15 protein-coding genes and 1 tRNA gene are annotated in these 14,641 nt (G+C 32.1%); all 16 read left to right on the forward strand.

Annotation, left to right across the window (positions count from 1 at the left end; all coding sequences use genetic code 11):
• Positions 1-6 precede the first annotated feature (6 nt).
• The 16 genes from D9V42_RS11925 to D9V42_RS12000 all read left to right on the forward strand — a co-directional run bounded on the left by D9V42_RS11925 (position 7) and on the right by D9V42_RS12000 (position 14,565).
• Positions 7-1,362: a UDP-N-acetylmuramoyl-tripeptide--D-alanyl-D-alanine ligase gene (locus D9V42_RS11925; protein WP_122065122.1), complete on the forward strand. Its 1,356-nt coding sequence runs from the start codon at positions 7-9 to the stop codon at positions 1,360-1,362.
• A 581-nt stretch (positions 1,363-1,943) separates the two neighbouring features.
• Positions 1,944-3,470, forward strand: a complete 1,527-nt coding sequence (cshA, locus tag D9V42_RS11930; RefSeq protein ID WP_107555878.1) for a degradosome RNA helicase CshA — start codon at positions 1,944-1,946, stop codon at positions 3,468-3,470.
• A 190-nt stretch (positions 3,471-3,660) separates the two neighbouring features.
• Positions 3,661-4,140 carry a PH domain-containing protein gene (locus D9V42_RS11935; protein ID WP_107555877.1) on the forward strand — a complete coding sequence of 160 codons (480 nt, stop codon included), beginning with the start codon at positions 3,661-3,663 and terminating at the stop codon, positions 4,138-4,140.
• Positions 4,133-5,641 carry a PH domain-containing protein gene (locus D9V42_RS11940; RefSeq protein WP_122065124.1) on the forward strand — a complete coding sequence of 503 codons (1,509 nt, stop codon included), beginning with the start codon at positions 4,133-4,135 and terminating at the stop codon, positions 5,639-5,641. The genes D9V42_RS11935 and D9V42_RS11940 overlap by 8 nt, the downstream gene beginning before the upstream one ends.
• Positions 5,628-6,119, forward strand: coding sequence for a PH domain-containing protein (locus tag D9V42_RS11945; RefSeq protein WP_122065126.1), 492 nt, complete (start codon positions 5,628-5,630; stop codon positions 6,117-6,119). Before D9V42_RS11940 ends, D9V42_RS11945 begins: the two co-directional genes overlap by 14 nt.
• Positions 6,120-6,179: 60 nt before the next feature.
• Positions 6,180-6,533: a holo-ACP synthase gene (gene acpS / locus D9V42_RS11950; protein WP_107556203.1), complete on the forward strand. Its 354-nt coding sequence runs from the start codon at positions 6,180-6,182 to the stop codon at positions 6,531-6,533.
• 112 nt (positions 6,534-6,645) lie between these two features.
• Entirely contained in the window at positions 6,646-7,794 is a 1,149-nt protein-coding gene (gene alr / locus D9V42_RS11955; RefSeq protein ID WP_107556202.1) for an alanine racemase, read from the forward strand.
• A gap of 87 nt (positions 7,795-7,881) precedes the next feature.
• Positions 7,882-8,052 (forward strand): type II toxin-antitoxin system antitoxin MazE, encoded by a 171-nt coding sequence (gene mazE, locus D9V42_RS11960; RefSeq protein ID WP_017722121.1) that lies wholly within the window; start codon positions 7,882-7,884, stop codon positions 8,050-8,052.
• Complete coding sequence (locus tag D9V42_RS11965) at positions 8,049-8,411, forward strand: type II toxin-antitoxin system PemK/MazF family toxin (RefSeq protein ID WP_047172098.1); 363 nt, start codon at positions 8,049-8,051, stop codon at positions 8,409-8,411. The genes mazE and D9V42_RS11965 overlap by 4 nt, the downstream gene beginning before the upstream one ends.
• A 350-nt stretch (positions 8,412-8,761) precedes the next feature.
• Entirely contained in the window at positions 8,762-9,763 is a 1,002-nt protein-coding gene (locus D9V42_RS11970) for a SpoIIE family protein phosphatase (protein WP_122065128.1), read from the forward strand.
• Between the two features lie 79 nt (positions 9,764-9,842).
• The gene (locus D9V42_RS11975) at positions 9,843-10,169 is read left to right on the forward strand and encodes an anti-sigma factor antagonist (RefSeq protein WP_029377954.1); all 327 of its coding nucleotides are present in this window, start codon (positions 9,843-9,845) and stop codon (positions 10,167-10,169) included.
• Position 10,170: 1 nt separating this feature from the next.
• A complete protein-coding gene (gene rsbW, locus D9V42_RS11980; protein WP_017722125.1) occupies positions 10,171-10,653 on the forward strand; it encodes an anti-sigma B factor RsbW in 483 nt (160 codons plus the stop codon).
• Complete coding sequence (gene sigB, locus D9V42_RS11985; RefSeq protein WP_017722126.1) at positions 10,628-11,398, forward strand: RNA polymerase sigma factor SigB; 771 nt, start codon at positions 10,628-10,630, stop codon at positions 11,396-11,398. The genes rsbW and sigB overlap by 26 nt, the downstream gene beginning before the upstream one ends.
• Positions 11,399-11,545: 147 nt before the next feature.
• Positions 11,546-13,696 (forward strand): Tex family protein, encoded by a 2,151-nt coding sequence (locus D9V42_RS11990; RefSeq protein WP_107556200.1) that lies wholly within the window; start codon positions 11,546-11,548, stop codon positions 13,694-13,696.
• Positions 13,689-14,138, forward strand: coding sequence for a SprT family protein (locus tag D9V42_RS11995; RefSeq protein ID WP_107556199.1), 450 nt, complete (start codon positions 13,689-13,691; stop codon positions 14,136-14,138). Before D9V42_RS11990 ends, D9V42_RS11995 begins: the two co-directional genes overlap by 8 nt.
• A 344-nt stretch (positions 14,139-14,482) precedes the next feature.
• Positions 14,483-14,565: transfer RNA gene (locus tag D9V42_RS12000), tRNA-Leu, on the forward strand.
• Positions 14,566-14,641: the final 76 nt, after the last annotated feature.

A 14,641-nucleotide genomic window follows, 5' to 3' on the forward strand; every position in this document is an offset into this window, starting at 1 on the left:
TAAATTATGATTGAGGTAACATTAGAACAAATTCAAGAATGGATTCCTTGTGAAATTGGTAATGAGTATATGGATCAAGGTATACAAGGTGTTTCTATTGATTCACGCGATATTAAAAGCCAAAATTTATTTATTCCGTTTAAAGGTGAACACGTTGACGGTCATCAATATGTAGCACAAGCTTTAAGAGATGGTGCAGGCGCCTCATTTTATCAAAAAGGTACGCTTTTAGATGAAAATGTTGAAGGACCGATAATATGGGTCGATGATACATTGACAGCGCTACAACAACTTGCGAAAGCTTATTTAGAGTTTGTCAATCCTCAAGTTATTGCAGTTACAGGATCAAATGGTAAGACTACTACTAAAGATATGATTGAAAGTGTACTTAAACCACAATTTAAAGTTAAAAAGACACAAGGCAATTATAATAATGAAATTGGTATGCCATTAACCATTTTAGAATTGGATATAGATACTGAAATATCAATTCTTGAAATGGGTATGTCAGGTTTTCACGAAATTGAATTTTTATCAAATTTAGCAGAACCTGATATTGCTGTAATAACTAATATTGGTGAGTCACATATGCAAGATTTAGGTTCTAGAGAAGGTATTGCGAAAGCTAAATCTGAAATTACAGTAGGTCTAAAACCAGGAGGTTTGTTTATCTATGATGGTGACGAACCGTTATTAAAACCTTACGTAAATCAATTAACTAATGTAGATTTAGTTAGTATAGGTAAACATTCAACTAATTCACTTGTGAGTCAAATTGAGTCGATTAATAATGATGGTATTGCATTTACTATTAACGAAGAAGAGCGATTTGAGCTTCCAATATTAGGTGAACATAATATGAAAAATGCTACGATCGCAATTGCAGTAGGCAAGAGAATGAAGTTGAGTTACGACACAATTTTTAATAACTTACGTGAAGTTCAATTGACCGGTATGAGAATGCAACAATATCACACTTCAGATAATTCGTTAGTAATCAATGATGCCTATAATGCAAGTCCTACTAGTATGAAGGCAGCTATAGATACTTTGGCAGTGATGAACGGTAGGAAAATACTTGTATTAGGCGATGTGTTGGAGTTAGGGCCTAATAGTCAAATCATGCATGAACAGGTTGGAAAATATTTAAATGGTAAGGACATAGATACATTATTCACATTTGGTGAGGAGTCCCAATATATAAGTAATGTAGGTAAACAGTATGTAAACCATATGGAGCACTTTGAGAATAAGCAAAAGTTGATTGAAACTATAAAGACATATGTACAACCAGAAGATAAGGTTTTAGTAAAAGGTTCCAGAGGCATGAAATTAGAAGAAGTCGTAGAAGCATTAATTTAAGCTAGTTAATATTAAATAGTAGTTATAATTATGACGGTTAATTATACTATCAAGTGTTCCATCAGCATATATGCGATATATCTAAATAAATAAGACCGAGGCATAAAATGTCTCGGTCTTATTTGTGCTGTTGATACATGAGGGTATTGTATATTGCTGTTTGAGACCAACGTACAAACAAAAATCGCTTTCACACGTTTAAGTCAAATCATGCATGCTTAACAATTATTATAGGAATTTATTATAATATTCTAAGAATGTAAAAAAGTTTAAATAAATATATTTGAACTAAAAGGTAGTTGCACTTTCAAAGTATAATAATCTGACAATTAACTGAATAAATAAATTAACAAAAAATTTTCAGAAGTTAAAACTCATGTTGGAAAATAAATTTAAACGCTTACAACCTATGTTTTACAAGGTTTACCGTGAGTACAGTGACATTCAATACATATGATATAGCTTATTTAATCAAATTTGGTTTATTGCGATTATATACTTGAGGTGGTACTATAAAGAAGTTGAAGAAACTTAAGTGAACATATATGTATAGAAATACAGATAAATAAAGGAGAATTATATTGCAAAATTTTAAAGAATTAGGGATCTCAGATAAGATGGCAGAAACCCTACAATCCATGGGGTTCAATGAGGCCACTCCTATACAAAAAGAGAGTATCCCTCTTGCCTTAGAAGGCAAAGATGTTCTTGGTCAAGCACAGACTGGTACAGGTAAAACAGGTGCATTTGGTATTCCATTAATTGAAAAAGTGGCTGACCAAGAAGGCGTTCAATCATTAATCCTTGCACCAACAAGAGAATTAGCAATGCAAGTTGCTGAATCGCTTAAATCGTTTTCTAAAGGACAAAATGTACAAGTAGTTACAGTATTTGGTGGTATGCCAATTGACCGTCAAATCAAAGCACTTAAAAAAGGACCACAAATCGTAGTAGGTACACCAGGTCGAGTGATTGATCACTTAAACCGTCGTACATTAAAAACAACTGATATTCATACGTTAATTTTAGATGAAGCGGATGAAATGATGAACATGGGCTTCATCGATGACATGAAATTTATCATGGATAAAATACCTGCTGAACAACGTCAAACTATGTTGTTCTCAGCAACTATGCCTAAAGCAATCCAAACATTAGTACAACAATTCATGAAGTCACCTGTCATTGTTAAAACAATGAACAACGAAACATCTGATCCACAAATCGAAGAATTTTATACTATTGTAAAAGAATTAGAAAAATTCGATACATTTACAAGCTTTTTAGATGTACACCAACCAGAATTAGCTATCGTATTCGGTCGTACAAAACGTCGTGTTGATGAGTTAACAAGCGCGTTAATTTCAAAAGGATACAAAGCTGAAGGTTTACATGGTGATATCACACAAGCAAAACGTTTAGAAGTGTTGAAAAAATTCAAGAATGATCAATTAGACATTTTAGTTGCGACAGATGTTGCAGCAAGAGGATTAGACATTTCAGGTGTAAGCCATGTTTATAACTTCGATATCCCTCAAGATACTGAAAGTTATACACACAGAATTGGACGTACTGGTCGTGCCGGTAAAAAAGGTGTAGCGATTACATTTGTTAACCCAATTGAAATGGATTATATTCGTCAAATTGAACAAGCAAATAAACGTCAAATGACAGCTTTAAGACCACCTCATCGCAAAGAAGTGCTTAAAGCTCGTGAAAATGACATTAAAGGTAAAGTTCAAAACTGGATGTCTAGAGACAGTGAACCTAGATTACAACGTATTGCTACTGAATTAATTGAAGAATATAATGACGTGAATTTAGTCGCTGCATTATTACAAGAGTTAGTTGAATCTAATGATGATGTTGATGTTCAATTAACATTTGAAAAACCATTATCTCGTGGTAAAGGTCGTCAAGGTAAAGGTGGACCAAAACGTGGTGGTGGAAATCACAAACGTGGCGGTGGCAAATTCGATAACAAAAACCGTCGTTCAGGTAAAGGCGGATTCAACAACAAGAAGAAAAATGATAGACCGTCTTCTGATAGAAACAACAATAAGAAATCATCAATGAAAGGTCGCACATTTGCTGACCATAAAAAATAAAAAATAATTTATCATATATGAAATTTAGGTTTAATCATCCCATTTAGTTGGGGTGATTTTTTTGTATGTAAACATAAATTATACGTTATTATTGAAAGACAGTTTAATATATATTTACGGCATAAGGGGAGTGAAGCTTGTAATAACCATATGTTATAATGAGTTGAAAACTCAATGGAGGAGTGTGTATATGTCGAGCGAACAACTATTTAAGAAAAGTCCTAGTCAAGCATTAACTTACTATTATATAAGTGAAGGACTATCATTTATAGTTAATATGATTATAGCAATTGGCTTAATATTTTTATGGAGTCATTTCGATTGGTGGCATTTTACAATCTATTTAATTTGTGCATTTATTTTATTTGATATTATATATGCTGCCTTAAAACCTTGGATTACATATCGGTATACTTATTTTCGTGTTATGGAAAATTATATAGAAATTAAATTCGATTTCTTTTTTAAAACACAAAAAATGGTGAAACTTGAGAGAACTCAATTTACTGAACGAAAAAATAATCCGATTTTAAAGAAGCTAGGCTTGGCTAAAGTATCTTTAGTTACAGCGGGCCATAACGTGAGTTTCCCGTTAATATCGAGTAAAGATTCAAAAGCTTTTGAATCTATGACGCTCAGTTATTTGAAAGGGGCTGATTTTGATGTATAAACCACAAAAACTGCATCCTATTTCATATTTAACAGGTATCATTGAAGCAATTAAACAAAATATCTTTTTAATCATTATATTTTTGGTTTTTAATATTAGAGACTTTGATTTCACTAATATTTATGCTTATATCTTTCCGGGTATAGTAAGTTTGTTTTTTATTATTTCTTTTATAACCCAAGTCCTAAAAGTTTATAATACGCGTTATTGGATAGAGAATGATCATTTTGTTTTAGCGACAGGTATATTTACAAAAGAAAGAAAAGAGTTAAATATCCGTCGTATTCAAACGCTAGATACATCACAAGGTATCATTAATCAATTAGTTGGTGGTGTGAAATTGCAAATCAAAACACCTAGTGACGGTGTTGACCTAGATACAGTTTCAAAATCACAAAGTGAAACGATACAACAAGCTTTGAGAGATAAACAAAAAGAATTAATCAATGGTAGTGAAGAAATAGAAAGTGAGAGAGAATTTTCAATAGAAGATGAATATAAAACTGAAGTAGCTAATCAGTCTTTACATTTATATAAGTTGAATTTTAAAGAATTGCTATTTATGGCACTAACTAGCGGGGCTATAGGTGTTGCGTTTGCTGCGGTATCACCAATTATTGGCGGTTTGTCGAATGTAATTCCTTGGGGTTGGTTAACAGATGAATTTGCACAAATATCACAGGCAATTTTCGTCATAGTGCTTATGATGGTTGCAATGGTCGTGGCAATTAGTTATATAGTAGGAACGCTTATCGTCATTATACGTAATTTTAATTACACTGTGACACAAAGCGATAATCAGTTAAATATTAAATATGGTCTTTTTAATGTGAAAAGTATTACTGTTCCTACTGATAGAGTACAAGCAATTGTTGAAAAACAATCCTTTTTCAGAAAATTATTTGGCTATACATCGATTCATTTTGTAATTACTAGTGATATGAACGGTAATGATAAAGATGATGTGTCGTTAGATGGCAATGTTATGATTCTCCCATTTATTAAACGGGATAAAGGCTATGCAATTATTAAAGATTTAATCCCTAATATGTCATTTGAAAATCCGGAAAAAGGTATGCCTTGGCGTGGATTCCATAGACACTTTTGGAGAGAGTCGATTGTCCTTATCATTGTTGCTGCTATTATAAATTATTTTTGGTTGCCATGGGTCTTTTTAATCGCTGGTATAATAATACTTTTATTAATCATACATAGTTATCTTATTGTTAAGTATTCCGGCTTAAAAGTACGAAATGATGAACTCGTAGTACGTAATGTAACTTTATTTGGATTTAGAAACTCATATTTTAAGCATAATAAAATATTGGGAATGGAGATAAGGCGCAATCCGTTTCTTATTAAAAGTAATTTAGGTAATTTTAATTTTATTATTGCAAAGGCTGCAGGGAATGAAGCGATAGGACTTGACTTTAATCCGCAGCAGCACGTACAAATGCTTAGGAATTGGTATTTGAGAGGTGAAAACGATGGAGAACTATAATAATATGCATGAATCAGGAAAAACTGTCATGCGTCTCTCTGCAATTATTACTGTTGTGATTTTTTTAATAGTATTAACTATGTTTAGCGTGGTCAACCGTGTATGGCTGGAATGGATTGATAAAGAACAAATGAAATGGAGTTTGATTATTGGAGTAAGTATAGCGTTTATATACTTAATTTTAAATGCGATATTCATTCCTATCTATAGATATAAAATTTTTAGATATAGTATAGATGATCACGTCGTTACAGTTAGAAATGGTTTGTGGTTTGTATCAGTAATGAAAGTTCCATTATTTAGAATACAAAATGTAGATACACATGAAGGGATTTTAATGAGAAAATACAAACTAGCAAATCTAACCTTATCAACTGCCGGTGGTAATATAAATATTAAATTTATCAATAAAACAACCGCGACAAATTTGAAACAACAAATTAAATCCGTTAATAACGATAAAAACCAGTCAGACTAAATAATAATTATGAATTTATGAGTAAGAGAAAAAAGTTATATAAAAATGAGGAGAAGCGCTATGATACACGGTATTGGTGTTGATTTAATTGAGATTGATAGAATAAAGAAACTTTATCAAAAGCAAGATAAACTTGTGGGACGTATCTTATCTGCGAATGAACAATATAAATTTAACAGTTTCCAAAATGAACAACGTAAAATAGAATTTCTAGCTGGACGCTTTGCATGTAAAGAAGCATTTAGTAAAGCATTAGGTACAGGTATTGGTAAAAAGGTCGCATTTAATGATATAGATTGCTTCAATGATGATAATGGCAAACCTTGTGTTAATTACAGTGGCTTTAACGTGCATGTCAGTATTACGCACACAGAGCACTATGCGATGAGCCAAGTTATTTTAGAAACGGATTAAGTTTTTTAGGATTTACAGTATGTTTGATTTGGCTATCGTAACGTGAGTGTTATAAAATTAATTTAATGTAAAAACATGTATATCATATAAGCATATAGGAGGTATAAATTTAATGTCTGATAAGTACTATAGATCGTCATACTTGAATGTGGATTTAAATGCCATTGTTTCTAATTTTCAAGTCTTTCAAAAATTACATCCAAATAAAACAATTATGCCAGTAGTTAAAGCAAATGGCTATGGTTTAGGAAGTGTACCAATTGCTAGACAACTTATGGAAAATGGTGCGGAGTTTTTTGCAGTGGCGACGCTTGATGAAGCTATTGAGTTACGAATGCATGGTATAGATGCCAAAATACTCGTATTAGGTGTAATACCTTCATATAATATTAGTAAAGCCATTCAACATCGTGTTGCAATTACAGTACCTTCAAAGGCGTGGTTAACTGATGCAATGCAAGAAATTCCAGAAACAAATGAAAAAGATATTTGGTTACATATTAAATTAGACACTGGTATGGGTAGATTAGGTATGAAAGACGTTGATGAGTACAAAGAAGTTATATCGCTTATCCAATCACAAGAACATTTGATTTTTGAAGGCGTATTCACACATTTTGCATGTGCAGATGAGGCTGGTGAATCAATGAATCAGCAACAATCTTTATTTGAAGAAATAGTTAATCAAGCTGATAAACCGAATTATATACATTCTCAAAATTCAGCAGGGGCATTAATGAAAGATACACAGTTTTGTAATGCAGTTAGAGTTGGCATCTCATTATATGGTTATTATCCATCTCAATATGTCAAAACGAATGTTAAAGTACATTTAAAACCTAGTGCGCAGTGGATTAGTGAGATTGTTCAAACAAAAATACTACAATCGGGAGAATCAGTAAGCTATGGTAGTGTATATACAGCTGATGAACCAACAAGGATAGGTATTATTCCAGTGGGATATGCAGATGGTTTTCCGAGAATGATGAAAGGTTTTAGCGTTAATGTGAATGGCATTCAATGTGAAGTCATTGGAAAAGTATGTATGGATCAGATAATTATAAAAGTTCCTGAAGATATACAAACAGGAGATAAAGTCATTATTATGGACCACCATAGTGATAATCCACAATCTGCTGAAGCGTTGGCACACCAACAAAAAACAATCAATTACGAAGTTTTATGTAGGTTAAGTAGGAGATTACCAAGGATTTACCATGAGACTAAAGGCTTAGAAATTCGAAATGAATTGCTAAAATAGTATAGTCACTGTGTGTAAAATTTGTTATTATATATCTAACAACAAATCTCGATATATTCTATTTTAGTCACCTGGAGGTCTTTATTCATGGCAAGTTTTAATCAAAGTAGAAATCATAGTATTGAACAACTATTAAAAGAAGGCTATTCTCAAATGGCTGACTTAAATCTCTCCCTTGCAGCAGAAGCCTTTCCATTTGAATGTGAAGCTTGTGATTGCAATGAAGTTTACATTAGCTCCAAGAATAATAATGAATGATGAGAAGAGGAGACGTTTATTTAGCTGATTTATCACCAGTGCAAGGGTCTGAACAAGGGGGAATTAGACCCGTCGTTATAATACAAAACGATACTGGGAATAAATATAGTCCTACAGTAATTGTAGCCGCAATTACTGGTAGGATTAATAAAGCTAAAATACCTACACATGTAGAAATAGAAAAAAGTAAATATAAACTTGATAAAGATTCTGTTATATTGTTAGAACAAATCAGGACTTTAGATAAAAATAGGCTAAAGGAAAAATTAACATATCTTTCTGAGAAAAAAATGAAAGAAGTTAACATTGCTATTGATATAAGTTTAGGATTACATAATATTAGGAACCATAAATCCTAATTTTCAAGGGGTTACTTAATAAGTAAATATAATAGTAAATGACAGGCATCGATTTGCTATAACATGTAACAACCATTTAATTGTTGAGTTAATTAAGTTTGCTGAATTTTGAGTTTTATTATAGTGGTTGGATACCTTTGCAAAAGATGTCTAAGTGAGAAGCTTTAGGGTATCCTAAAGCTTTTTTAAATATTAAAGTTAAGACTATGCCAAATAATAATTTAACTGATAGACAGATTAAAGCAATAGTTAACACTATAAATACCCCGTTAAAAACATACATAAAGAACATATATATGTTACATCCAATGTATGCGATTTATATTTGCATTTTGAGGAGGATATACCGCGTGGAAGAATTCAAAAATCAATATAAAGCGCTAATTGATAAGAGCTTATATACTAATGATTCAACAGGATTATTAAACGAGTGTAAGCGTTTTACTGAAGAGGTGATAAAAAAGGATTTATTACCTGAAGATATAGTGCAAATACATAAAGAGTACATAAAGTGTCAGAGTTTAGACGAATCCCAAATTTTAAAAACATTTAATGTATTAAAAGAAATTGTTAAAGGGTTTGGCTATAGCTACAGGGATTATAAACAATTAGTGGATCGCTTACAATATCATGATAAAGAGATTGATTTGGCATCACGTTTACAACAGACTATGTTGAAAACAGATATACCTCAATTTGACAGTATACAAATCGGTGTGATTTCTGTTGCAGCCCAAAAAGTAAGTGGTGATTACTTTAATCTTATTGATCATAAAGATGGAACGATGAGTTTCGCAGTGGCAGATGTCATTGGGAAAGGTATCCCAGCTGCATTGGCTATGAGTATGATAAAGTTTGGTATGGACTCATATGGACATTCTCAGTTACCAAGCGATGGTCTGAAAAGGTTGAATCGTGTGGTAGAAAAAAATGTTAACCAAAATATGTTTGTAACTATGTTTTATGGACTATATGAAGAACTGAATCACTTATTATATTGTAGTTCAGCGGGGCATGAACCGGGTTACGTATATCGTGCCGAAACAGAAGCATTTGAAGAAATTACTGTACGCGGACGAGTCTTAGGTGTGAGTCAACAAACACGCTATAAACAGCAAGAAATTCCAATCTATTTAGATGACTTAGTCATTATATTTACTGATGGAGTGACAGAAGTTAGAAATGAAGCTGGAGACTTTTTAGACAAACATCATCTGTTAGATATGATTCACAAATATAAGCACATGCATCCTCAGGATATAGTACAGCTTTTATATGAGGCGATTTTAAAGATACAGAATCCAGAAAAAAGAGATGACCTAACAATATTAATAATAAAAAGAGTGAATTAGTTTTTGATGTTTTAGATTTAAAATTTAACTTTAAGGGTATAAAAGTTATTAATGAGACTATAATTAGGAGTGTAATGTTATGAACCTTAATATTGAAACTGTGACTCATGATACTCATTATGAGGTGAAAGTTGGCGGGGAACTGGATGTTTATACAGTTCCTGAGTTAGAAGAAGTCTTAGTTCCAATGAGACAAGAAGGAACACATGATATATATGTAAACTTAGAAAATGTTAGTTATATGGATTCAACTGGTCTAGGTTTATTTGTAGGCACGTTAAAAGCGCTAAACCAGAATGATAAGGAATTATATATTCTAGGTGTTTCAGATCGGATAAATCGACTATTTGATATTACAGGATTAAAAGATTTGATGCATGTTAATGAAGGAACGGAGGTCGAATAACATGCAACATAAACAGGATTATATTGAAATGCGTTTGCCAGCCTCAGCAGAATATGTAAGTTTAATACGATTGACCTTATCGGGTGTGTTTTCACGTGCAGGTGCTTCGTATGATGATATAGAAGATGCTAAAATTGCAGTTAGTGAAGCAGTTACTAATGCAGTGAAACATGCGTATAAAGATGACCCAAATGATGTAGGGATGATAAACCTTTGTTTTGAAATTTTTGATGACAAGATAAAAATTGTAATTTCTGATCAAGGAGAAAGTTTTGATTATGAAGAAACCAAAGCACAATTAGGACCTTATAAAGAAAATGAAAATATCGATTTCTTAAGAGAAGGAGGTTTAGGTCTGTTTTTAATTGAATCATTAATGGATGAAGTTACGGTTGATAAAAAATCAGGAGTAACAATCAGCATGATAAAGTATATTAAAAAAGAGCAGGTGCGAAATAATGGCGAGAGAGTCGAAATCAGTTAATGATGTATCACCTGAACAAATTAACCAATGGATTACAGAGCACCAAAACAATGAAAATTCTGATGCTCAAGATAAACTTGTAAAGCACTATAGAAAGTTAATCGAATCGTTGGCATATAAATATTCTAAAGGTCAATCTCATCATGAAGACCTCGTTCAGGTCGGTATGGTTGGTTTAATCGGTGCAATTAACCGGTTCGACTTATCCTTTGATAGAAAGTTCGAAGCCTTTTTAGTACCAACTGTAATTGGTGAGATAAAACGTTATTTACGTGATAAAACATGGAGTGTCCATGTACCTAGAAGAATTAAAGAAATCGGACCACGTATCAAGAAAGTAACAGATGAATTAACAAATGAACTTGAACGCTCACCTTCTATTGCAGAAATTGCTGACAGACTTGAAGTAAATGAAGAAGATGTATTAGAAGCAATGGAAATGGGTCAAAGCTATAATGCGTTAAGTGTTGATCATTCTATTGAAGCAGATAAAGATGGTTCTACAGTCACATTATTAGATATAATGGGGCAACAAGATGATAATTATGATTTAACAGAAAAAAGGATGATATTAGAAAAAATATTACCTATTTTAACTGAAAGAGAAAGACAAATTATTCAATGCACTTTTATCGAAGGTTTGAGCCAAAAAGAAACAGGAGAAAGAATTGGTCTGAGCCAAATGCATGTTTCAAGGTTACAAAGAACCGCGATAAAAAAACTTCAAGAAGCGGCGAATAAATAATGATTAAAATCAAAAGGCAGGGTCTCTAAATATAGAGTACTGCCTTTTTTCATTTGTAGTTATATATTTAAAATAATGTATTAACCAAATATGTTAAAATGTATAAGATAGATAAGAATAAATACATAATTGTGAGTGGAGGATTCTATGGATAGTAATTTAATACAATCTATAAGAGATAAATATAATTTTACGACTAAACAAATTAATGCAGTGTTAGCATTATTGGAAGATAAAAACACTGTACCTTTTATTGCGCGTTATAGAAAAGAACAAACTGGTGGTTTGGATGAAGTTGAAATTAAACAAATTGATGATGAATATCAATATATGGTTAATCTACAAAAAAGAAAAGAAGAAGTTATACATAATATAGAAGAGCAAGGTTTATTAACGACAGATCTAAAAAAAGATATCTTGAAGCAGACTAAACTTCAACGTGTTGAAGATTTATATAGACCATTTAAGCAGAAAAAGAAAACAAGAGCTACAGAAGCAAAAAGAAAAGGATTAGAACCATTCGCACAATGGTTAAAACAATCAACGATAGATATGTCAATTGAATCAAAAGCGCAGCAATTTATTACAGAAGAGGTTCCAAGTGTAGAAGATGCAATAAAAGGCGCACAAGATATCATTGCAGAGTTAGTGTCTGATGAGCCTAAATATAGAAGCAAGATTTTAAAAGACACATTTCAACACGCTAATATTGTGACTCAAAAGAAAAAGCATGCTGAAGATGAGAAAGAAATATTCTCGATGTATTATGATTATGCTGAACCAGTCAAAAAGATTGCGAACCATCGTGTATTAGCTGTTAATCGTGGAGAGAAAGAAAAAGTACTAAGCGTAAAAGTGGAAATGGATACGCAAGGCATTGAAAATTTTATTTGCAAAAATGAAATAAATGATAAGCATGAAGGTACCTATATAATTGAAGATGCTATAAAAGATAGTTTGAAACGTTTAATCATGCCTTCTATTGAAAGAGAACTAAGAGGAGATTTAACTGAGAAGGCTGAAAATCATGCCATAGACGTGTTTAGTGAAAATTTAAGAAATCTATTGTTACAGCCTCCAATGAAAGGTAAGCAAATATTAGGCGTAGATCCAGCTTTTAGAACAGGGTGTAAACTTGCAGTAATCAATCCATTTGGAACTTTTGTTGCTAAAGGTGTTATGTACCCACATCCACCAGTTAATAAAAAAGAGGATGCTGAAAAAACATTTATCCAATTTGTCCAATCGTATGATGTTGAATTAATCGCTATAGGCAATGGGACAGCTAGCAGAGAAACAGAACAATTTGTTGCAACAATGATTCAAAAGCATAAGTTAGATGTACAGTTTATTATTGTAAATGAAGCAGGTGCATCAGTGTATTCTGCATCAGAAGTAGCAAGAAGTGAGTTTCCTGAATTCCAGGTTGAAGAACGAAGTGCAGTTTCAATAGGTAGAAGAGTACAAGATCCACTAAGTGAACTTGTTAAAATAGATCCAAAATCTATTGGCGTTGGACAGTATCAACACGATGTAAATCAAAAAGCTTTGGAAGGTGCGTTAACATTTGTAGTTGAAACGGCAGTTAACCAAGTAGGTGTTGATGTTAATACTGCTTCTCGTTCATTACTACAATATGTTTCTGGGCTGACGCCAACGATTGCCCAAAATATAATAGATTATAGAGAAGAAAATGGTGCAATAACTCATAATAAAGATATCGCTAAAGTAAAACGATTAGGCGCAAAAACATTTGAGCAAAGCATTGGTTTTATGAGAATAGTGGATGGTAAAGAACCATTAGACAATACATCAATTCACCCTGAGAGTTATGATGTTACTTATCAACTGTTAAAAGAGATTGAGATGACCTCAAATGATCTGGGTTCAGAACAACTTAAGTTAGCGTTAAATCATGTGAATATTGAATTAACTGCAGAAAAGCTTAATGTCGGACAACCAACATTAGAAGATATAATAAAGTCATTAATTGCACCAAATAGAGACCCTAGGGATGAATTTGAAACACCGATATTAAAATCTGATGTACTTTCTATTGAAGATTTATCTAAAAATATGAAACTTCATGGAACTGTAAGAAATGTCGTGGACTTTGGAGCGTTTGTAGACATAGGTGTAAAACAAGATGGTTTAGTACATGTATCCAAATTATCTAAGAAATTTGTTAAAAACCCAATGGATATTGTAAGTGTGGGGGATATTGTAGACGTGTGGATTTTAGATATTGATGAGAAAAAAGGAAAAGTATCGTTGACAATGATAGATCCAAATGGATAATAATGATTTACAACATTTAACAGAAGAAATATCAGCAACGTATTTTGACCGAAGATTTGAACATAAAGCATATTTTAATCATAGGTTAAAAACTACTGGTGGACGCTATCTATTAAATTCACATAATATAGAAATAAATGAAAAGCAATTTATAAAATATGGAGAATCTGCAATTATAGATATTATAAAACATGAATTATGTCACTATCACTTACACATTCAGGGTAAAGGTTATAAACATAAAGACTCAGATTTTAAATGTTTAAGCAAACAGACAGGAGCACCAAGATTTTGTACACCTTTAGAAAATTATGAAGAAAGAGCGAATTATATTTACAAATGTAAAAAATGTGAAGTTGAGTTTCTAAGAATAAGGAAAGTAAATACAAATAAAATGGTCTGTGGCAAATGTAGAGGGAAATTAATTCAAGTAGAAAATTAGATTATCAAGGTGAACGTTTGAGTCTTAACATTAAGTTAAGGCTCATTTTGTATGTAAAAGACACTTAAAATGCTACTAACGAAAGAATTAAATGAGTATATTAACAATATATGGAAATTACAATAGGTAAGATTGTGATTTTACTCATTTTAGTTTTTGTTTTATATTGACGTTAGTACTTATATGTTATAAGATAATAAACGTTGAAAAATTAATAACTACTTCCGTTAAGGAAACATTAACTTCATTAAATTTGATTTAAAAAGTTATTGACAAAATGTTAAATGTATATTACAATAGTATACGTTACTTAATAGAGAAGAAAGAAAAAACCGTTTTGCTAAGCGGCCGTGGCGGAACGGCAGACGCGCTAGGTTGAGGGCCTAGTGGGAGTATTCCCGTGGAGGTTCAAATCCTCTCGGCCGCATCAAATACCTTAATTGAATAAGCGGGTGTAGTTTAATGGCAAAACCTCAGCCTTCCAAGCTGATGTTGTGGGTTCG

The sequence above is a fragment of the Staphylococcus pseudoxylosus genome, assembly GCF_003697915.1.
GTDB classification, from domain to species: domain Bacteria; phylum Bacillota; class Bacilli; order Staphylococcales; family Staphylococcaceae; genus Staphylococcus; species Staphylococcus pseudoxylosus.